21 protein-coding genes and 2 pseudogenes are annotated in these 20,135 nt (G+C 39.5%); 15 read left to right on the forward strand and 8 right to left on the reverse strand.

The features are described 5' to 3' along the window. Nucleotides 1-24: 24 nt before the first annotated feature. Nucleotides 25-690: a cyclic nucleotide-binding domain-containing protein gene (locus tag STRIC_RS00760; RefSeq protein ID WP_008087374.1), complete on the reverse strand. Its 666-nt coding sequence runs from the start codon at nt 688-690 to the stop codon at nt 25-27. A gap of 91 nt (nt 691-781) precedes the next feature. On the opposite strand from STRIC_RS00760, the gene STRIC_RS00765 reads away from it, so the two are divergent. The 9 genes from STRIC_RS00765 to STRIC_RS00805 all read left to right on the forward strand — a co-directional run bounded on the left by STRIC_RS00765 (nt 782) and on the right by STRIC_RS00805 (nt 9,035). Further along, nucleotides 782-1,969, forward strand: a complete 1,188-nt coding sequence (locus STRIC_RS00765; protein WP_008087223.1) for an MFS transporter — start codon at nt 782-784, stop codon at nt 1,967-1,969. Nucleotides 1,970-2,106: 137 nt separating this feature from the next. After that, nucleotides 2,107-2,376, forward strand: a complete 270-nt coding sequence (gene rpsO, locus STRIC_RS00770) for a 30S ribosomal protein S15 (protein WP_008087108.1) — start codon at nt 2,107-2,109, stop codon at nt 2,374-2,376. Between the two features lie 128 nt (nt 2,377-2,504). Further along, nucleotides 2,505-2,882 (forward strand): hypothetical protein, encoded by a 378-nt coding sequence (locus tag STRIC_RS00775; RefSeq protein WP_008087305.1) that lies wholly within the window; start codon nt 2,505-2,507, stop codon nt 2,880-2,882. Beyond that, nucleotides 2,882-3,130 (forward strand): hypothetical protein, encoded by a 249-nt coding sequence (locus STRIC_RS00780; protein ID WP_008087277.1) that lies wholly within the window; start codon nt 2,882-2,884, stop codon nt 3,128-3,130. Before STRIC_RS00775 ends, STRIC_RS00780 begins: the two co-directional genes overlap by 1 nt. 276 nt (nt 3,131-3,406) lie before the next feature. Then, on the forward strand, nt 3,407-5,551 hold the full coding sequence (pnp, locus tag STRIC_RS00785) for a polyribonucleotide nucleotidyltransferase (protein WP_008087150.1): 2,145 nt from the start codon (nt 3,407-3,409) through the stop codon (nt 5,549-5,551). After that, nucleotides 5,544-6,293 (forward strand): SseB family protein, encoded by a 750-nt coding sequence (locus STRIC_RS00790; RefSeq protein ID WP_008087242.1) that lies wholly within the window; start codon nt 5,544-5,546, stop codon nt 6,291-6,293. Before pnp ends, STRIC_RS00790 begins: the two co-directional genes overlap by 8 nt. An 11-nt stretch (nt 6,294-6,304) precedes the next feature. Further along, a complete protein-coding gene (gene cysE, locus STRIC_RS00795) occupies nt 6,305-6,889 on the forward strand; it encodes a serine O-acetyltransferase (protein WP_008087157.1) in 585 nt (194 codons plus the stop codon). A gap of 411 nt (nt 6,890-7,300) precedes the next feature. Beyond that, on the forward strand, nt 7,301-8,644 hold the full coding sequence (gene cysS / locus STRIC_RS00800; protein WP_008087018.1) for a cysteine--tRNA ligase: 1,344 nt from the start codon (nt 7,301-7,303) through the stop codon (nt 8,642-8,644). Beyond that, the gene (locus tag STRIC_RS00805; RefSeq protein ID WP_008087343.1) at nt 8,637-9,035 is read left to right on the forward strand and encodes a Mini-ribonuclease 3; all 399 of its coding nucleotides are present in this window, start codon (nt 8,637-8,639) and stop codon (nt 9,033-9,035) included. The genes cysS and STRIC_RS00805 overlap by 8 nt, the downstream gene beginning before the upstream one ends. Before the next feature lie 56 nt (nt 9,036-9,091). On the opposite strand, the gene STRIC_RS00810 is transcribed toward STRIC_RS00805, so the two are convergent. Together STRIC_RS00810 and STRIC_RS00815 are read right to left on the reverse strand one after the other, a co-directional pair. Beyond that, a complete protein-coding gene (locus tag STRIC_RS00810; protein WP_008087177.1) occupies nt 9,092-11,368 on the reverse strand; it encodes a Xaa-Pro dipeptidyl-peptidase in 2,277 nt (758 codons plus the stop codon). Nucleotides 11,369-11,389: 21 nt separating this feature from the next. Then, nucleotides 11,390-12,050, reverse strand: a pseudogene (locus STRIC_RS00815) (Crp/Fnr family transcriptional regulator). 167 nt (nt 12,051-12,217) lie between these two features. Here STRIC_RS00815 and STRIC_RS00820 point away from each other — a divergent pair. The 3 genes from STRIC_RS00820 to gla all read left to right on the forward strand — a co-directional run bounded on the left by STRIC_RS00820 (nt 12,218) and on the right by gla (nt 14,911). After that, nucleotides 12,218-13,414, forward strand: a complete 1,197-nt coding sequence (locus tag STRIC_RS00820) for an MFS transporter (protein ID WP_008087009.1) — start codon at nt 12,218-12,220, stop codon at nt 13,412-13,414. 20 nt (nt 13,415-13,434) lie between these two features. Continuing rightward, nucleotides 13,435-13,884, forward strand: a complete 450-nt coding sequence (locus STRIC_RS00825) for a universal stress protein (RefSeq protein WP_008087293.1) — start codon at nt 13,435-13,437, stop codon at nt 13,882-13,884. A gap of 178 nt (nt 13,885-14,062) precedes the next feature. Then, complete coding sequence (gene gla, locus STRIC_RS00830) at nt 14,063-14,911, forward strand: aquaglyceroporin Gla (protein ID WP_008087154.1); 849 nt, start codon at nt 14,063-14,065, stop codon at nt 14,909-14,911. A 167-nt stretch (nt 14,912-15,078) separates the two neighbouring features. Here gla and STRIC_RS00835 read toward each other — a convergent pair whose 3' ends face one another. After that, the gene (locus STRIC_RS00835) at nt 15,079-15,981 is read right to left on the reverse strand and encodes a sulfite exporter TauE/SafE family protein (protein WP_234944177.1); all 903 of its coding nucleotides are present in this window, start codon (nt 15,979-15,981) and stop codon (nt 15,079-15,081) included. Nucleotides 15,982-16,122: 141 nt separating this feature from the next. Here STRIC_RS00835 and STRIC_RS00840 point away from each other — a divergent pair, with 141 nt between their 5' ends. After that, complete coding sequence (locus STRIC_RS00840) at nt 16,123-16,881, forward strand: CppA N-terminal domain-containing protein (RefSeq protein ID WP_008087358.1); 759 nt, start codon at nt 16,123-16,125, stop codon at nt 16,879-16,881. Then, nucleotides 16,872-17,831 carry a serine hydrolase domain-containing protein gene (locus STRIC_RS00845; protein WP_008087227.1) on the forward strand — a complete coding sequence of 320 codons (960 nt, stop codon included), beginning with the start codon at nt 16,872-16,874 and terminating at the stop codon, nt 17,829-17,831. The genes STRIC_RS00840 and STRIC_RS00845 overlap by 10 nt, the downstream gene beginning before the upstream one ends. 10 nt (nt 17,832-17,841) lie before the next feature. On the opposite strand, the gene STRIC_RS12515 is transcribed toward STRIC_RS00845, so the two are convergent. From STRIC_RS12515 to STRIC_RS12530, 4 genes and pseudogenes are all read right to left on the reverse strand, one after another. Next, nucleotides 17,842-18,024 carry a substrate-binding domain-containing protein gene (locus STRIC_RS12515; protein ID WP_008086993.1) on the reverse strand — a complete coding sequence of 61 codons (183 nt, stop codon included), beginning with the start codon at nt 18,022-18,024 and terminating at the stop codon, nt 17,842-17,844. Continuing rightward, nucleotides 17,991-18,254 (reverse strand): hypothetical protein, encoded by a 264-nt coding sequence (locus STRIC_RS12520; protein WP_234944180.1) that lies wholly within the window; start codon nt 18,252-18,254, stop codon nt 17,991-17,993. The genes STRIC_RS12515 and STRIC_RS12520 overlap by 34 nt, the downstream gene beginning before the upstream one ends. Before the next feature lie 113 nt (nt 18,255-18,367). After that, a pseudogene (locus STRIC_RS12525) lies at nt 18,368-18,502 on the reverse strand (LacI family DNA-binding transcriptional regulator); the annotation flags it as partial. Between the two features lie 57 nt (nt 18,503-18,559). Beyond that, the gene (locus STRIC_RS12530; protein WP_008087216.1) at nt 18,560-18,868 is read right to left on the reverse strand and encodes a LacI family DNA-binding transcriptional regulator; all 309 of its coding nucleotides are present in this window, start codon (nt 18,866-18,868) and stop codon (nt 18,560-18,562) included. Between the two features lie 407 nt (nt 18,869-19,275). On the opposite strand from STRIC_RS12530, the gene STRIC_RS00855 reads away from it, so the two are divergent. Then, nucleotides 19,276-20,133 carry an ABC transporter permease gene (locus tag STRIC_RS00855; protein ID WP_008087265.1) on the forward strand — a complete coding sequence of 286 codons (858 nt, stop codon included), beginning with the start codon at nt 19,276-19,278 and terminating at the stop codon, nt 20,131-20,133. Nucleotides 20,134-20,135 lie beyond the last annotated feature (2 nt).

Here is a 20,135-nt window from a genome sequence, read left to right on the forward strand (position 1 = left end):
TTTGCTAAATGAAGACATCAGTCCTCAGTCGCTAATATCAAGTGACTGGAGGGCTTTTTTAGAGATGATTTGATAGTTTTTAAAGCTGGTACGCTTAATAATGCCTTGGCTTAGGAATTGATTGAGGACGCGGTGGAGGTGGCGGTAGCTAGTTCCAAAACTATCCGCTAAAAGACTTAGTTCTAATGTGAATTGGCCTGCCTCCTCTATTTGCAAGATATAGGCTGCAAGTCGTTCTTTGACGGTGTATGTGATGTTGGTGCTTGAGGTAATGTTTTGTTGATAAAAGTTTTGTGCTAAGCCCTGTCCGATATGATAGAGAAAAGAAGCATCTTTTAATAAGTTTTCTTTAGACACTAATGGCAAGTGAATGACATAGGCTTGAGTCAATACAATAACGGAAGTCACCGCATTTTGGTTGGTCATTAATTCAATGTCACCAATAATAGTTGGTCTTGAATGGGTCTCTAAAATGTGTTCTTTTCCATTAAAGAGGCGTCTAACGATTTTAATGCTACCTTGTACCACATAAAAAAGCCCCTTTAATTCTTGATCTTGAATACAGATAGCCTCCCCTTTTTGATAGTGCAGTAGTTGCAGCTGGTCATGGCTAAAGCTAGGAAAAAAGGTATCCAAGTGGTGCCTTTTGAGGTAGTAGTGTAATAAGTTGTGATCTGAAATCGTCTTCATAAGCGTTTTATGACCTAGGTCCTATTTTTATCGATTTCTTTCGATTATACTGAGAGTAAGAAAAATAGTCAAGAAAAGAAAGTTAAGCCCTATGAAGTCTCTTATTGAAAAAATCAATTTACTCAGTCTCTCCCTAATGATGATCTCCCCTTTTTCGGTGTCACCAGCACTTCCCAAAATGATAGCTTATTATCAAAAAGTGGGTTACCAAACGAAGGATGTGGAATTACTTTTTTCCTTATCTTCTTTTGCTATTTTAGTGATTTTATTGCTTAATCCCCTTATCAGTCGTTTATTGAGTGAAAAAATCACCATCATACTTGGTCTTTTACTCTTATCTGCGGGTGGGAGCATACCTGTCCTCATTCAAGATTACCCTCTTGTCTTTTTATCACGTATTTTCCTTGGCCTAGGTATCGGCCTTATCAATGCCAAAGCCATTAATATTATTAGTGAGCGCTTTAAAGGGAAAGAACGTATTCGAATGTTAGGTTTTAGAGCTTCTGCTGAAGTCCTAGGCTCAGCGGTCTTTACCTTCTTAGCGGGCTATTTGATTGGCTTTGATTGGTCCTTTGCTTATGTCATTTATGCTTTTGGCTTTCTGATTTTAATGCTTTACTTGCTAGCCGTATCACCTATGCCAACAGAAACAACAAGTCCTTTGGAAAATAGTCAGAAAAACACTAAAAAAGCTTCTCAAGTTGCTCTATCGGCCAAACAAATACTTTATATTTTTTCTATGGCTCTTTATGCTGGCTTTGTTATCTTGATAAATACACTTAATACCCTTAGAATACCACAAGTGATTGACCGCTTGCAGCTAGGTTCTGCTAGCCAGGCTAGTTTGATTTTAGGCTTAATGATGCTGATGGGGATTCTATCTGGTCTTAGCTTTAGTCGCTTGTTATCAGCTTTCAGAGATGAATTGGCTAGTCTGGTTGTCTTTGTCTTGGGCTTAGGAATGCTGGTGCTTTGGCAGGGCAATAGCCTCTTTTTGGTCAGTTTAGGTGCCTTATCAACAGGTTTTGTTTATAGTATAGGGGTGACCTATATCTTCAATGCTCTTTCAGAAAAAATACCAAGTCATCAATTAACCTTGGCAACCACTTTGGTTTTAATTGGTTGTAACATTGGTGGAGGTAGTGCAGCCTTAGTTTCTCAACTTTTAAGTGTCTTTAGTCAAGATTTGCGACAGGGTTTCTTGATTTTTGCTATCTTGAGTTTTCTACTCTCAGTTCTATTATATGGCATAACAAAAGGTAAGAAGAAACAAAGCTAAGTAATCTTTAAGAATTAAAGTTGACCTTATCTGCCTAATTTGCTAGAATAGAAGAGTCGTAAGACACACCAACTTTTTCTTGGTTTTAGGAGTGCCAATCCTAGGACTCGGATTAAGCAAAAAAAGGAGAATTTATTATGGCAATCTCAAAAGAGAAAAAAAATGAAATCATCGCTCAATATGCACGTCATGAAGGCGATACTGGTTCAGTTGAAGTTCAAGTAGCTGTTCTTACTTGGGAAATCAACCACCTTAACACTCACATTAAAGAGCACAAAAAAGACCACGCTACTTACCGTGGTTTGATGAAAAAAATTGGTCACCGTCGTAACTTGTTAGCGTACCTACGTCGTACAGATGTTAACCGTTACCGCGAATTGATCCAATCATTAGGTCTTCGTCGTTAAGTCGATCAAAGATTGAAAAACTCCCTTTTGGGGAGTTTTTTTATTGTTACCTCTCTTTTTCTTCTCTTATGACTATGTTATAATGTTACTATAATATAGTAAGAGCTATCACGATAAAAGGAATTGATATGGTAAAACCAAATGTGAAGCAGATAAAAGTTTTGATAGATTATGTTCTGTCTTCTATTCTATTCTTTTGCGTGCTTGATTTTTTAGTATCTCTCTTTCGGGGTTACAGAGATATTCGGATTGGTGGCTTTTCTACCTTTATTTTTGTGATTTTCTTAGCTTGGTCATGGCCAAAGAAGAAGTGGTTACGGGTTTGCCTGGCCTTTGTACTGAGTTACTTATGGTTTAGTTTGTGGGACGAGCTGACCTTCAAGGGTAACCCCGTGGTCTATTTACTGCTAATCGTTCTTTTAGGGTTTTATTTAAGAGGACGGTTCATGCATTTTTTTCTCAAAGAAAGTCTTTCTCAAAAAGAGATTAAAGAAGGAGATCAGTAATGGCACAACAAGTTCAAGTGTATATCAAATGGTTAATGGTACATCTCGTGTTACTCTTATTGATTGAGACCCTTATCAGTTTAGTGACTTTTCAATCCTATTATGTCTTAACACCTATTCTCATTTGGCTTCTTTTAGCTTCTCCAATTAAGTTTTTACATCCAGAGGGATTTCGTCTATGGAAACTTTTAGCGGTTTTAGGGACTTTTTTAGGTTTACTTTGTCTTTCCTGGCTTTTTTCCATTTAGATTTGATATGCCACTATATGCTGTTCTCATACTGTTGGTCATTAGTTTCTTCTTACTACGTTATTGCTATCCTATTAAAAAATCAGAATTGAAAAGGCTATGGTTTGGTTATTAACACTATCCTATTTATCTGGCTCAGCCTTGAGGTTGGGCGTTTTTTATTTAACTGAATTATGTTAAAATAATACTTATACGTGGTTTTATACAAAGTTGAGTTTAGGGACAGCTAGATTGAACTTTGTAGGAAACACGTAAACTAAAAAAACGGAGAATTTTATGTCAAAACAAACCTTTACAACACGTTTTGCAGGCAAGTCACTGGTAGTTGAAGTCGGCCAAGTGGCTAAACAAGCTAACGGTGCCACAGTGGTATGCTATGGTGACTCAACAGTACTTACAGCAGCAGTCATGTCTAAAAAAATGGCAACTGGAGCTTTTTTCCCGCTTCAAGTCAATTATGAAGAAAAAATGTATGCGGCAGGGAAATTCCCAGGTGGCTTTATGAAGCGTGAGGGTCGCCCTTCAACAGATGCGACCTTGACAGCACGTCTGATTGACCGCCCAATCCGTCCTATGTTTGCTGAGGGTTTTCGTAATGAAGTACAGGTGATTAACACAGTACTTTCTTATGACGAAAATGCAAGTGCACCAATGGCGGCTATGTTTGGGTCTTCATTGGCCCTCTCTATTTCAGATATTCCTTTTAACGGGCCAATTGCTGGGGTGCAAGTGGGCTATGCGGATGGTCAGTTTATCATCAACCCAGACAAAGAACAAATGGCAAATTCTTTATTAGAATTAACAGTTGCTGGTAGTAAAGAAGCTATCAACATGGTGGAATCTGGTGCTAAAGAATTGCCAGAAGATATCATGCTTGAAGCCTTACTTTGCGGGCACCAAGCCATCCAAGAATTAATTGCCTTCCAAGAAGAGATTGTGGCTGCAGTTGGTAAAGAAAAAGCAGAAGTAGAACTCTTACAAGTTGATGCGGACTTGCAAGCTGAAATTGTGGCTAAATACAATGCTGATTTGCAAAAAGCGGTCCAAGTTGAAGAGAAAAAAGCGCGTGAAGCTGCCACTGAAGCCGTTAAAGAGACGGTTAAAACAGAATACGAAGAGCGCTATGCAGAGGATGAAAATTTTGCCAGCATGATGCGTGATGTGGCAGAAATCCTTGAACAAATGGAGCATGCTGAAGTACGCCGTCTCATTACTGAAGATAAAGTCCGTCCTGATGGCCGTAAGATTGATGAGATTCGTCCGCTGGATGCAGTTGTTGACTTTTTACCACAAGTTCACGGCTCAGGTCTCTTTACGCGTGGACAAACTCAAGCTTTATCAGTCTTGACGCTTGCCCCAATGGGTGAAACACAAATCATTGATGGCTTAGCACCAGAATACAAAAAACGTTTCCTACACCATTACAACTTCCCACAATATTCAGTTGGTGAAACAGGTCGTTACGGAGCAGCTGGTCGTCGTGAAATTGGTCATGGTGCCTTAGGTGAACGTGCCCTTGAACAAGTTCTTCCAAGCTTAGAAGACTTCCCATACGCTATCCGTCTCGTTGCTGAAGTCTTAGAATCAAACGGCTCATCATCACAAGCATCCATCTGTGCCGGAACACTTGCCCTTATGGCTGGTGGTGTGCCTATTAAAGCACCAGTTGCTGGTATTGCTATGGGTCTTATCTCTGATGGGACAAACTACACTGTCCTAACAGACATCCAAGGTTTAGAAGATCACTTTGGCGATATGGACTTTAAGGTTGCTGGTACACGTGAAGGGATTACTGCCCTTCAAATGGATATCAAGATTGAAGGGATCACCCCACAAATCTTAGAGGAAGCCTTAGCACAAGCTAAAAAGGCGCGTTTTGAAATCCTTGACTTGATTGAAGCAACTATTCCTGCTCCTCGTCCGGAATTAGCACCAACGGCACCGAAAATTGACACCATTAAAATTGATGTTGATAAAATTAAAGTGGTTATTGGTAAAGGTGGGGAAACCATTGATAAAATCATTGCTGAAACTGGTGTTAAAATTGACATCGATGATGAAGGAACCGTTCAAATCTTCTCAAGTGACCAAGCAGCTATTAACCGTACCAAAGAAATTATTGCTGGCTTAGTCCGCGAAGCTAAAGTTGGTGAAGTTTACCATGCTAAAGTTGTTCGTATTGAAAAATTTGGTGCCTTTGTCAACCTCTTTGATAAAACAGATGCCCTAGTTCACATTTCAGAAATTGCTTGGACACGTACGGCTAATGTAGCAGATGTCCTTGAAGTTGGTGAAGAAGTTGATGTTAAGGTCATTAAGATTGATGATAAGGGACGTGTTGATGCTTCAATGAAAGCTTTGATTCCACGTCCGCCACGTCCAGAAAAAACAGAAGCAAAAAAAGAAGAAAAACATGACTAAAGTAAATGAATTAGATATGCGATTAAGAGCTTTTATCAATGTCCCAGACAATTTCTTGGATGGGGTAGCTCTGGTAAATGCCTTTCACCATTTTCCGGTAATAGCAGCTAAAGAGCCTTATGCTATCGAGATAGAGGGTGTTAAAGTAACTCCTGTCTTTACAGATAAAGATGACATGGCTCTCTTTAAAGAAGAACAAAAAAGTGCTCAAAGCCTTTATTGGTTGGAACGCTCAGCGCTTGCGGTTCTTGAAGAAGTTATTGAAGCAGGACTATCAGGCCTTGCCTTCAACCTTAAGAAAAAAGGCGATTTCGGCAATTCAACGGTCTTTAAAAGCAGTGATATGATTCAATTTATGAACAATTACACTCATATCTTGAATGCTTTGATAAGCGACGAGAATGTGGCTGCTGATACCATGGACAAAATCTATTTGGTACCAGCCTTTGTTTACCCTAGAGATGATAAGCATTACGACCGTCTTTTCCCAACTATGTCAACTCCTGAAGGAAAAAGCTATGTTCCTGCCTTTTCAAATCTGCAAAGTTTTGCTAAATGGTACAACCAAGAGGACTTTGGAGGACAGTTTAGAAAAGCTCAGGGCACCATTTTGACTTGGAAAATTGAAGATATTTACCAACCCCGAAATGGTGAGAATGAGCTTGATGAGACTTTTGGCGTTGCCATTAACCCCTTTGATGATCAACAGATTTTGGTTGATTGGTCTGAAATGGATAACTAAAAGGAGAGACTATGGGCTGGTGGAAAGAAAGTATTGCTATTGTAAAAAAATTGGACCCCGCTGCCCGTAATACCTTGGAAGTTTTGTTAACCTATCCAGGCATTAAAGCTTTGGCAGCTCATCGAATCTCTCATTTTTTGTGGCAACATCATTTTAAGCTCCTAGCACGCATGCATAGTCAGTTTTGGCGCTTTTGGACGCATATTGAAATTCATCCTGGGGCTTCAATTGCTCCTGGGGTTTTCATTGATCATGGGTCTGGTTTAGTTATTGGTGAGACAGCCATTGTTGAAAAGGGAGCCATGCTCTATCATGGGGTCACCTTAGGTGGAACGAGTAAGGATCAGGGTAAGCGACATCCTACTGTTCGAGAAGGAGCTTTGATTTCGGCGCATGCACAGGTGATTGGACCAATTGAGGTTGGCAAGAATGCCAAGGTAGGTGCAGCAGCTGTTGTCCTATCAGATGTACCTGAAGATGTGACGGTAGTCGGTGTTCCAGCCAAAGTGGTGCGTGTTCATGGTAAAAAAGATGATGTCCAAATCCGAACCCTGCAACATCAACGCGAAGAATCCTATTATTCTTCTAAATTGTAAGAAAGACGAAAGGTTTAAATAATGACATACCTTAAGCGGACTCCTGGCAAGTTACTCTTTTTGGCTATAGCAGCCTTTGTGCTCTATGACGCCCTTAAAAAGGGGTCTTGGTTTTGAGGGATCTTGGCCAGTTTAGTCATGATAAGCAGAATTAGAGACCTTTTCAGGATTTACCATAAGAAATAAGCAGTAAAAAACGGATAAAAAGCTAGAAGCAGGACTTCTGGCTTTTTAGGCTTAAGGAAAGAATTGTTGCTAGAGCGGATCTCTTTTGGTTCAGTCTTTACCTTTATGCTATAATAAGGGTTACAAGGATTCTGACTTGTTCATAGAAATCAATGCTCAGTAGTCAAAGAAGTTAAGAGTTTTTGGCTCACTCCGAAAAAATGTAAGTGATATAAAGGATATGTAATGATTAAAATCTACGATACCATGACGCGACGTCTTAGAGAATTTGTGCCCATCCATGACAATACGGTTAATATGTATGTTTGTGGTCCAACGGTCTATAATTATATTCATATTGGAAATGCACGTTCAGCGGTTGCCTTTGATACCATTAGACGCTATTTTGAATATGCTGGTTATCAGGTGAATTATGTTTCCAACTTCACGGATGTGGACGATAAAATCATCAAAGCGGCAGCAGAAGCTGGGGTCAGTCCAAAAGCTTTGGCTGATACCTATATTGATGCTTTTATGAAAGATACCCAAGCACTGGGTGTCAAAAAAGCCACTCAAAATCCACGTGTAATGGATTATATGGCTGAAATTATTGATTTTATCCAGATATTAATTGAGAAGGACTTTGCTTACCTATCAGCTGGAGATGTTTATTTCCGAGTGGCTAAATCTTCTGGTTATGCTACATTAGCTAATAAATCACTGGAAGACTTGGAGATTGGAGCTTCTGGACGAACCGATGCTGAGAAGGACTTGAAAGAAAATCCTCTTGATTTTGCCTTGTGGAAAAGTGCCAAAGAAGGTGAGATTTCCTGGGATAGTCCTTGGGGTCAAGGTCGTCCAGGATGGCATATTGAGTGTTCTGTCATGGCGACAGAACTCTTAGGAGATACCATTGATATCCATGGCGGGGGAGCCGACTTGGAGTTTCCGCATCACACTAATGAAATTGCCCAATCAGAAGCTAAGACTGGTAAAACCTTTGCTAATTATTGGATGCACAATGGTTTTGTCAATGTGGATAATGAAAAGATGTCCAAATCTTTGGGGAACTTTGTCACAGTTCATGACATGCTAGAAAATGTAGACGGTCAAGTCCTGCGCTTTTTCCTGGCAACCCAACATTACCGTAAGCCCATTAATTTCACTGAAAAAGCCATTCATGATGCTGCGCTTAATCTAAAGTATTTGAAAAATACTTGGCAACAAGATGTCAGCCAAGGAGCAGACAAAGCAGAATTGCAAACTTTCCTTGATGCTTTTAAAGAAGCCATGGATGATGATTTTAATACGGCTAATGGTGTTACCGTGATATTTGACATGGCTAAATGGATTAATTCGGGCTCTTATGATGCAGAGGTTAAGACAGCCTTTGAAGCGCTTTTAGCTGTTTTTGGGATTGGTTTTGAAGAAGAGGTCTTGGATCAGGCTATTGAAGATTTGATTGCAGAACGTCAAGAGGCGCGTGCTAATCGTGATTTTGTTAAAGCTGACGCCATTCGTGATCAATTAGTGGCTCAAGGCATTAAGTTATTGGATACCAAAGATGGTGTGAGGTGGACTTGTGACTAATGCTCTGGATGTGAATCTCATCAATGGGATTGCCCTTGCTTTTGAGGGGGATGCGGTCTATTCTTGCTATATTCGCCGTCATTTAATTTTTAAAGGACAAACCAAGCCTAGTCAGTTGCATCATTTGGCCACTAAGTATGTCTCAGCTAAGGTACAGGCTACTTTAATTCAAGCCATGCTAGCGGAAGGTCTTTTGTCGGAAAAAGAAGAAGATATCTATAAACGCGGACGCAATGCTAATAGCCATACCAAGGCTAAAAATGCCGATATCGTGACTTATCGCATGTCTACAGGATTTGAAGCCCTTATGGGATATCTGGATATGACTGGGCAAACAGAACGCTTAGAAAGCCTTATCCAATGGTCCATTGATTATGTGGAAAGTCATTAAACTAAAAGAAGACCAAGATAATTAGTTCTCTTGGTCTTTATTGTCCTTTAGTAAGCTTAATCAAGTGGAATTAATGCTTTTGATTGGCTCAAGTCCACTGTTAGGGCGTAATTACTGTTATCTCGAATGGTATGTTCAAAGTCAGTGGTGTAAAGGAGTAGTCTTAGGGTATCTCCTTTTTCCAAGTGATAGAGACTTGGTTGTAAGCTAAAGTGTAGCATCATCCACTCATCATTAGGAACAGCTTGGTTGGTTAATAGGTCCTCACGATTTTGCAAATTCATGACCCCTTTGGTGATCACCCGGTAAGGGGATTTCTTAAAAGGTAATTCTTTTAGAGCTTCACGGGCGAAATTTTGCCCATTGTCAATGCTAGCTAAAGTGAGATTAGCCGGCATATCAAAGAAACGTTTTTTCTTACCGTAATCTAAGACTTGTGCGGATAGGATACCTTTGTTTTCACTTGATTTCACTTTTAACTGTAGGACAATTTCACCGTTAATGGGTAAGTCCTCTTCCAGTAAAATATCAACCAGGGCTTGATTGGCCTTGCCTTCAAAGAGAGCTGCTTTGAAAGAGCGGAAATCTTTACCGTAAGCTTTAAAATCGTCTTCACCGTAGTGATTGTCAATTAAAAGCAGTTCTTGACCGAGGTCAAGAACTTTGATGGTTGAGGTTCCAAAGACTTTACGCTCCTGCCAGTTTTGTGGGCGGGTGTTATCTTGCCAGATGATTTCAGGAAGGCTAAAATCATTAGCTAGGCCTAGGAGTTTTTGGCAAAGGAGGGCATTCATGCTTTCACGGAAATCAATGGATTGCCAATTATGCATGTAAACATGCTCACCTTGATGTAAAAAGAGGTGCTTGTTGATAGTGGATGGAAGCGCATTGAAAATCTCATAGACCTGTCTTGGTTTGACATTCCAATCTTGTAAGCCATGTTTGTAAACCACATCGCAAGTGATCTTGTCAGCGTTTCTGAGATAGTTACGATCATGCCAGAACTGGTTGTAATCACCAGTTTCTCTATCAAGAGCTTTTGATTGTTGTTTTAAGAGTTCTTGGTAGTGGTCATTATGACGAAGGTAATCACCGGCTAATAAATTACGGGAGTAGGTGAGTTCGGTTAAGACATCCAAATCTTCTCCGGGATAGCCGCCAGGGCTACAAACAAGGCCGTTTTCACGATAATAACCATACCAAGAAGAGATGGCTGATTCAGCAATAATGAGGGCCAAACCATCTACTCCAGTGGTTGCCAGTCCAGTAGACATAGTGCCTAAATAAGATTTACCAGTAGTGCAGACTAAGCCATTAGACCAATCTGCTTTGACCTGGTATTTTTTCTTGTGGCTGGTATAGGCCGTAGCTCTTCCATTTAGCCAATCAATAACGGCTTTAAAGCTTTCAATTTGAGCGTAGTCCCCACTGGTCATAAAGCCAGTGGAACCAGCAGTTCCCACACCAGAAACATAGATATTGGCAAAACCACGCGCTAGGAAGTAGTCATTAAGACTATAAGAACTTATGTAACTAAAGCTCTCTAGGCTTTGACTCAAAGGAAGGTCAGATTCTTTAGTATCAAGTGGCGTGAATGGGTGATCTTCCACTTGAATGAGGCCATTTTCTTTAAGATTCAAGTCTCCTTCCATGGCATAGAGCTTTTTATCGTTAGCCACTTCATTGATGCCTTGGTGGTAGGGGCTTGGTGTCATCATGCTTGGTAGGGGCTGATCTGTTTTGGGACGAATAATATTGACCTTAATCAGATCCAACTCCCCATCTTGATCGGTATCAAGTGGAGCTTCCACGTAGACCACTTCTCGAATCAGCTGTGATGTGTCAAAGGTAGCTAGTGATTTTCCGTTGAAGAAGTGGTAATCATTGTCCATGGCAAGCATGCCTTTGCTGACCAAATCATCAATCAGGGTCATGCCAGACTTACAACGGGTCGCTAGTAAGTGGTGAAGATGCTTGATAATTTCTTTTTCGTCAAAGTGGATAGGAAAGGCCAGTTTATCAAGGAAAGCATTAGCCTCTGTAAAATCAACTCCAGGAATAAAGCCAAGGATTTGTAAGGCCAGTAAATCAAAAACCTCTTTGGTTAAAGCTTGCTCTGATTGGAAAAAGCTCAAGGCGTCCATGTCATTTTTGGCGATTAGATGACTTAAAGGATAATCGCTATCAGGGTAGTGGAAGAAGAGTTTACGTAAAAAGATTTCTAGGTTAGCTTTGGCAGTTTTTTGCAGATTCAGATCAAAGCCCAATTCTTGTAATTCTTCAGCTGCTCTTTCTAGGCTAGTTGGGATGTAAGAAAATTGATTGTAACGCATAAGAAGGTCCTTTCTAGTGGCTTAGAAAACGATATTATCCTTTAATTTTTCTAGATTAGTGATGATAATATGTTGCTTATTGATGCGAATGATGTTTTCTTCTTTTAATTGTTTCAAAATACGACTGACACTGCTAGCAGTAGAAATGCCACAAAATTTCCCTAACTCTTCATTAGTAATCACAAAATTAATGCGGATATGACCATTAGGAAGCGTCTCTCCAAAAAGAGTCATCAAATCAAAGATTTGTGTTGAAATAGCTCCAATTCGTCCATTGGTTAACATGCATTGCATTTTTTTCATGGATTTTTGAAGGCGATTATGGTAAAAGTCCTTGACATAGCCTTGCAGCCCCAAATCTTCGTTGATGTCTTTTAAAAAGGTTGAGCGACGAACCTTGTAAAAACTAGCTTTCTCCGACTCAATGCGAACATTATAAGGCTCTCCCATGTCTTTTGAATAACCAGTGTTTAGGACGGAGGTTATTTCTAAACCCGTTACATATCTGAGATTGAATTCCATACCATATTTTGAAAGGACGCTTTGTTTTACAATACCGTCCTTTCAAAATATAGGTAAAATCTTCCTCAAGACTCTCAAAAGTCAAGTACTTGTGATAGGTCTTTTCAATGATGGGGAAGTTATGATTGTCAATATACTTTTGTAAAATGTGATGATTCACGCTTTTCTCCAAATATCTTCTTCTACCATTGTATAACTTGTCGCTTCAAGAGGGCTTAACATTTGCTAATGCCCTTTGATAGTATCACTTATATTATACCATTGAAATATATTATATTCTGCTTTTTTTGTAAAATGTTTATGAAAATAGAGAGGAGTTCATTTTCAGTGGAAGAAAAGTTATTTAACAAACATTTTGTGGCCGTTACCATTCTTAATTTTATTGTTTATATGGTCTACTACCTTTTTACGGTTATTATTGCCTTTGTGGCAACTAGAGAGTTAGGAGCCCAGACTAGCCAAGCAGGATTGGCAACAGGTATTTATATTCTAGGGACTTTATTAGCCCGTTTGATTTTTGGAAAGCAGTTGGAGGTGTTTGGTCGTCGTTTGGTTTTAAGAGGAGGTGCTATTTTTTACCTCTTAACTACCTTAGCCTACTTTTTTATGCCAACCATTAGTATGATGTACTTGGTTCGTTTCTTAAACGGGTTTGGTTATGGTGTGGTGTCCACTGCGACCAATACCATTGTAACAGCCTATATTCCAGCTCGTAAAAGAGGAGAAGGTATCAATTTTTATGGCTTGTCAACTAGCTTAGCAGCAGCCATTGGTTCCTTTGTGGGAACTTTTATGTTGGACAATCTTCATATTGATTTTCGTATGATTATTGTCTTATGTAGCGTCTTAATTGGGTGTGTGGTTGTAGGTGCTTTTGCTTTTCCAGTCAAAAATATGACTTTAAATGCGGAGCAATTGGCTAAAACCAAATCGTGGACTGTGGATAGTTTCATTGAGAAAAAAGCCTTGTTTATCACTGGTATTGCCTTTTTAATGGGGATTGCCTATGCTTCAGTTTTAGGATTTCAAAAGTTATACACGTCTGAGATTCATTTGACCGCAGTAGGCGCTTATTTCTTTGTGGTCTATGCTTTAATCATTACCATCACTCGCCCAGCAATGGGGCGTTTAATGGATGCTAAAGGCGATAAATGGGTCTTATATCCAAGTTATCTCTTTTTGGGAATGGGACTTTTCTTGCTAGGTAGTGTGTCATCTGGACCAAGCTATTTGCTGTCAGGAGCCTTGATTGGGTTTGGTTATGGCACTTTTATGTCTTGTGGTCAATCCGCCTCCATACAAGGGGTAGAAGAGCATCACTTTAATACGGCTATGTCTACTTATATGATTGGTCTTGATTTAGGTTTAGGTGCGGGACCGTATCTCTTAGGTTTGATTAAAGATTTGGCACTTGGTAGTGATGTGGCTTCCTTTAGGCACTTATTCTGGTTAGCTGCTGTGATTCCACTGATTTGTACCTTGCTTTATTTGTTAAAAACAAAGACAAGACAGATTGTTTCTTAAGAAGAAAGGAGTTTAGCCTTATGCTTAAATACAAACGTATCTTAACAGCTGTAGATGGTTCTTATGAATCGGAGTTAGCTGTGGAAAAAGCCATCAACGTAGCTCTTCGCAATAATGCTAGGTTGTTATTGACTCATGTCATTGATACTAAGGTTTATCAAAGTGACGCCCTCATTAGTGATGTTGTGTTTGATAACCATGAAGCTCATGCTAAAGCTGTTTTGGCCTATTATGAAAATCTCGCCCATTCAAAAGGGCTTCAAGATATCAAATTGATTATTGAAGCCGGAAATCCGAAAAAGTTATTAGCTCGTGACATCCCAGAAAGAGAAGGAGCCGATCTCATTATGGTGGGAGCTACTGGGCTCAATACCTTTGAGCGCTTATTGGTTGGCTCAACCTCAGAGTATATCTTATGGTATGCTAAAATTGACTTATTAGTGGTACGTGATTGCCAAAAAACCTTATGAGTTCTCTAAAACAGAAAGTCTTAATAAGAAAAGGCTTTCTTTTTTGATGTGCTTGATGGCTTGAAAATCTCTTTTGATTTTCCTTTCATTTCTCTGTCCATACGCTTTACAATCACTGCTAAGCCTGTTAAAATGGTATCTGTTACATTTTATAATTATTTGGAGGAAACCAGAAGACATGGAAATGACATGGACTGTGAAATATATCACAGAATTTATTGCAACGGCTTTTTTGATTATTTTGGGAAATGGCGCTGTTGCCAACGTTGATTTAAAAGGAACAAAAGGACATAACTCAGGTTGGTTAGTAATTGCCTTTGGTTATGGTTTAGGGGTTATGATGCCAGCCTTGATGTTTGGTAACGTATCTGGTAACCACATTAATCCTGCTTTCACAGTTGGACTCGCAGTATCAGGCTTGTTCCCATGGGCTCACGTCTTACAATACATTGTGGCACAATTACTTGGGGCTATCTTTGGTCAGTTGGTAGTGGTAATGGTTTATAAACCTTACTTTATGAAAACGGAAAACCCAAATCATGTGTTAGGTTCATTCTCAACGATTTCAGCTCTTGATAATGGTCAAAAAGACAGCCATAAAGCTTCTTACATCAATAGTTTCTTAAATGAGTTTGTAGGTTCCTTCGTTCTTTTCTTTGGTGCCCTAGCTCTTACAAAAAACTATTTTGGTGTGGAATTAGTTGGTAAATTAGTTGAGGCAGGTTATGACCAAACAACTGCTGCAACACAAATTTCACCATATGTGACAGGATCATTGGCGGTTGCTCACATCGGTATTGGTTTCTTAGTTATGGTCTTGGTTACATCATTAGGTGGACCAACTGGGCCAGCACTAAACCCAGCGCGTGACTTAGGTCCTCGTTTGTTACACCACTTCTTACCAAAATCAGTTCTTGGTCAAGCCAAAGGTGATTCAAAATGGTGGTATGCATGGGTACCTGTAGTAGCTCCTGTTTTAGCAGCCATTGTAGCTGTAGCAGCATTCAAATACCTATATATTAAATAATAAAAAAAGAGGCTGAGGCCTCTTTTTAGTTTGAAGAAAAGTCACTTTTTGTTCCTTTTCTTAGGTATTGTCGAAGGATAGCAGCTTTTGTTAAAAATGCTAGACCTAACTGTCGAGCCTAAGATCTTAACAGTTTCGATTAAAAAAAAGAGGTTTTGACCTCTTTTTTATTTATGTGCCACTTGTTTCGCCATAGTTGGGGTTAGAGATGAGCGTATCAACATGCCTCCTGTAAAGATGACGATAGCAATGACCAGTACTTTGAGGCTATTAATATCTAGGTTAGTTAAGAAGAGAACTGCAATTAAAACCCCAATAACCCCTCCGCAGACAATACCAGCAAAACCATCCCAGTTAACACGGTTGCCCTTGATAAATTGGCTACTTGAAGCCGCCATAATCATAGCAGCATCTAGCATCATGACAGGCATTGCGACAGCAGGACTTAGTCCCATGAGTGAGAAGAAAATCAACTCGGGTGCGTAATTGCCTAGTCCCATGGTCATTAAGACCCCAACAGTAAAGTTAAAGGCGATTCCGACAAATAGCCAAATACCATGCAAACCATGGACAGCATCAGAAAGATTATCACCTGGATGAGCAATCATTCTAAAAATCATGATTAAAGCAGCTACTATCAAAAGGCTTCCTAAAATGCGTTGAACAGTAGGGGTATGCCAATTTTTAGTGATTTGAGTCCCAAAATAGGCACCCACAAAAGCGGCAGCAGCCATGGTAACCAAGGTCAGAACCTCCACTTTAACGACAAAAATAAAGCAAAGAGACTGGATGAGAACAGGAATAACGTGCCCGACGGTCATGGTTCCAGGTAATTTCTTATCATCAGTGACTAATTTGGTCACCTTAAATAAGGTAGTTGTAGTGGCAAAAGAGCCAATGCCAAGGGTATCTAAGCAATCTGTGACAAGGCCAATAAAAAAGCCAGTCCAGAAACGTTTAAAAGGGTTGATCTGATGGCTTTTAAGGTGTTTTACCAATACCACAAAAATAAAAAGCATTGCCGAAACTAGCAAAGCCTGTATCAGTCTAAGGATAATCATTTCATTCATAAAGACTAGTTTACAAAAAAAATGGGTCTTCGTCAATTTTACTTTCAAAAGAAACCGACGGCTAGAGACCTTAGCTTAGCATATAATTTCTTGTCAAAAAAGGCTTTTTTGTCTATAATAACAGAGGATTAGGAGGAAATTATGTCTTTATTTAACAATCTCGTCTTTAAAACTCCTGTTTTACGTGTCAATGACCGTGACCTTAATATCGCTTTTTACCAAGAGCAATTAGGTTTACGCTTGGTCTCAGAAGAAAATGCCATTGCTATTTTTTCATCTTGGGGAGAAGGACAAGAGCGCTTTGTGATTGAAGAGTCGCCAGCAGCTAGAACCCGTGCGGTTCAAGGGCCTAAAAAAGTCAATACCGTTGTCATCAAAACAAACTTTCCAGAAGATATTGAACAGTTGTTAGCGCATGGAGCTGCTTATGATCTACTTTTTAAGGGGAAAAATGGCTACGCTTTTGAAATTAATTCGCCAGAGGGTGACCGATTCCTCCTTCACGCTGAAGACAGTATTGAAGTCCTAGAGCCTGCTGACATGCCGTCACTGGCTAAAGAAGCTATCTTTAAAGGATTACGTCATTTCCAATTTGACATTATTGTGCTCAACGTACCTGATGAAACAGCCTCCAAAGCCTTTTATCAGTCTATTTTTACGAACCAATTACCAATTGCCCTAGAGTTCAATCAAGAAGAAGGACCTGATTTAGCTATTGACCCCCACATTGCTTGGGATTTAGAAATACTAGAGTTTCAAGTGCCAGCAGATTATGATATGTTAGCCTTAAAAGCTTACTTAGAAGAAAAAGGTCAGCAGGTCTATCTGGATAAGAAGGAAAAAGTCCTAGTCATTTCGGACCCAAGTCGTATTGAAATTTGGTTTGTCAAATGTCCTTAAAACTGTTAGAAACCATCCATCAACAGATAGATAGAGGCTTATACCATGGGGCTAGTTTAGCACTTTTTCAGTCGGGTAAGTGGCAAGAATATTACATTGGCACGGTGGATGGCAAGCAAAAAGTGAGAGAAGACATGGTCTATGATTTGGCCAGCGTCTCAAAAGTAATTGGCGTTGCAACAATGTGCATTTTTCTAGTCAATAGTGGTGCGCTGCACTTGGACTTTCCCTTGAAATATTATTACCCAGCAGTAGTAAATGAGATGGTTACGCTTAGACAACTATTGACTCATACAAGTGGCTTAGACCCTTATATTCCTAACAGAGATAATCTGAATGCTGAGCAGCTTAAGCAAGCTCTTAATCAATTGACCCAAAAAGAAGATCAGTCTTTTCATTATACGGATGTCAATTTTTTATTGTTAGGCTTTATGTTAGAAGAGCTCTTTGGGCAGTCTTTGGATCACTTGTTTAAAGAGCGTATTTTTACGCCATTTGGCATGAGCCAGACCTCTTTTGGTCCACGAAGAGAAGCTCTCCCGACGCGTCGAGGAATTAGTGATGGACAAGTTCATAATCCTAAAGCTAGGGTTTTAAAAGAACATGCTGGTTCAGCAGGACTCTTTTCGACGCTTAAGGATTTACAGCTCTTTTTAGAGCATTACCTTGAGGACGATTTTTCAGATTCCCTTTTTCGAGACTATAGTGGCACTGCCAAGAGCAGATCTTTAGGGTGGAACTTGGAAAGGGATTGGATAGATCACACGGGTTATACAGGTCCATTTATTATGCTCAATAAAAACGAAGGACAAGCAGCGATTTTTTTGACCAATCGCACCTTTGAAACGGATGATAGACCTTTGTGGATTGCAGAGCGTCGTCTTATTCGTGATGCTATCCTAGAAAGCTTTACCAAAACTAAGCAAGAAGGACTAGACAAAACTGTCTAGTCCTTCTTGCTTAGTAAAGTCGGGGGCTTGCTGAAGATTCTCTTTCTATCAGAGCAACTGGTAGCACCTGTTTTGTTGGAATGTTTTTTCCATGTAAGAGTGCTAAAAGGGAATCAATGGCAAGTTGGGCCTTTTGGCTGGTTTCTTGGTGAATGGTTGTTAATTTAGGGCTAGTATAGAGTGTAAAAGGCAAATTATCAAATCCAATGAGCGAAAAATCATCTGGGACTTTTTTTGGTGAGCCTCTAAACCTTCCTTAATGCCGACAATCATTTCATCGGCTGTTGAAAAAATAGCCGTAATCTGATGGGGATTATGCTTAGCAAGCTCTTCTCCAAGAGTGTAGCCGCCATCAAAACAAATTTCCTGACCAAGCAAGTGTGGTTCAAGCTGCCATTCTTGAATGGCTTTTTGATAACCCAAAAACCGTTGATAGAGGATACCATTTTGTTAAAAGCCTCTAAGTGATAAACCTCTTTGCCTGAGGCAAAGGCGATGGCTTTATGACCTAATTGGCAGAGCTGTTTGGTGGCCAAATAAGCTCCTCTGAAATCGTCTGAATGAATAGTATAAATGCTGTCATCGTCCACATAAGAATCGATAAAAACCGTCGGAATAGAAAGGGTTTTTGTCATTTGCTTAGCATGCTGAGAAGAAATCCCAAAGGCAATAACCCCATCTGCCCCCCATGACTTAGCGGTATGGCAACACTCCTCTACTGAGGGGGTCTACAAAAGCATGATGTCATAATGGTATTGATTAGCAAATCGGGAAATAGTAGCGATAATGCTAGATAAATAAGGGATTTCAAGCAAGCTCTTCCCTTCAAAAGAAGGCAGCCAAAGGGCGATGATACGAGATAGACCACTACTCAGAGACCTAGCATTAGCATCAGGAATATAGCCACTTTCTTCAATGAGAGCCATGACTTTTTGATAGGTTTTATCACTAACTTTATGACGTTTATTATTGAGCACATTTGAAACCGTCATGGGACTGATTCCCAGTTGGGCAGCAATTTCTTTAATAGTTGGCACAGGTAAACTCCAATTCACGCAATGTAAAAGATAAGTCTATGATACCATAAGTCCGTCTCTTGACAAACTTAAAATGGCAAAAGATTTTTAGAAAGGGTATTGACAGGTTTTTACTCTCGTATTATATTGAGGTCAATAGAAAACGCTTCCCTAATTCTTACAAAGACTTTTGGGATTTATTTGGGAAGATTAGTTTAACGATAAACCTAATAAAGAAAAATGGTTGTGACAACACTTTTCTTTATTTTTACTATTTGATTTAACGATAAACCAGATGAAACCTAAACTAATCTCACTAAGCTAGACACCTTATGAAATGGAGAAAGACAATTGAAAATGCCAACTGTAATTAGCCAGTACATAACCGACTACAAAAAAGATTTCAAAAAAGCATACCTCTTTATGTCTTGCTTTTACCTTCTTTAGTCTTACTTCTTGTATTTTCTTACTATCCCATGTATGGGCTTGTGATTGCTTTTAAAGATTATTCACCGTCACTTGGTTTTTCAGGCAGTCCATGGGTCGGTTTTAAGCATTTTTACCAATTTTTTAATTCTTACCAGTTTGGTTTGACCATTAAAAATACCTTGGTGATTAGTCTTTATAGTATATTTATTGGATTTCCCTTGCCTATTTTGATTGCCTTGTTATCAAATCAATTGAGGAGTGAACGCTTTAAGAAGATTTTCCAAGTGACCACTTATTTTCCGCATTTTATTTCAGTTATGGTTGTGGTGGGGATGGTCTTGATTTTCTTCTCACCTGAGACAGGGATTGTGGCTAATTTCTTTCGTTTTTTAGGTTTACATTATCCCAATATTTTAGCTAATAATAGTTTTTTCAAAGACATTTATGTGTGGAGTGATGTTTGGCAACACACCGGTTGGGACAGCATAGTTTATATCGCAGCTTTAGCATCCATTGATCCGACTTACTATGAGGCGGCAGAAATGGACGGAGCCAGTCGCTTTCAAAAGATTTTGGCTATTGATATACCCCATTTGATTCCGACCATGGTGGTTCTTTTGATCCTGAGGGCAGGTGGTTTACTGAGTATAGGATTTGAAAAAGTCCTTCTTTTACAAAACCCTCTTAACTTATCAGCGAGTGAAATCATCTCGACCTATGTTTATAAGATGGGGCTGCAAAGCTTCCAATACAGTTTGTCGACGGCTATTGGATTGTTTAATACCTTAGTCAATTTAATTATTCTACTAACGGTGAACTGGTTAGCGAAAAAATACACGGAAAATAGCTTATTATAAGG

Source organism: Streptococcus ictaluri 707-05 (genome assembly GCF_000188015.2).
Classification (GTDB): Bacteria; Bacillota; Bacilli; order Lactobacillales; family Streptococcaceae; genus Streptococcus; species Streptococcus ictaluri.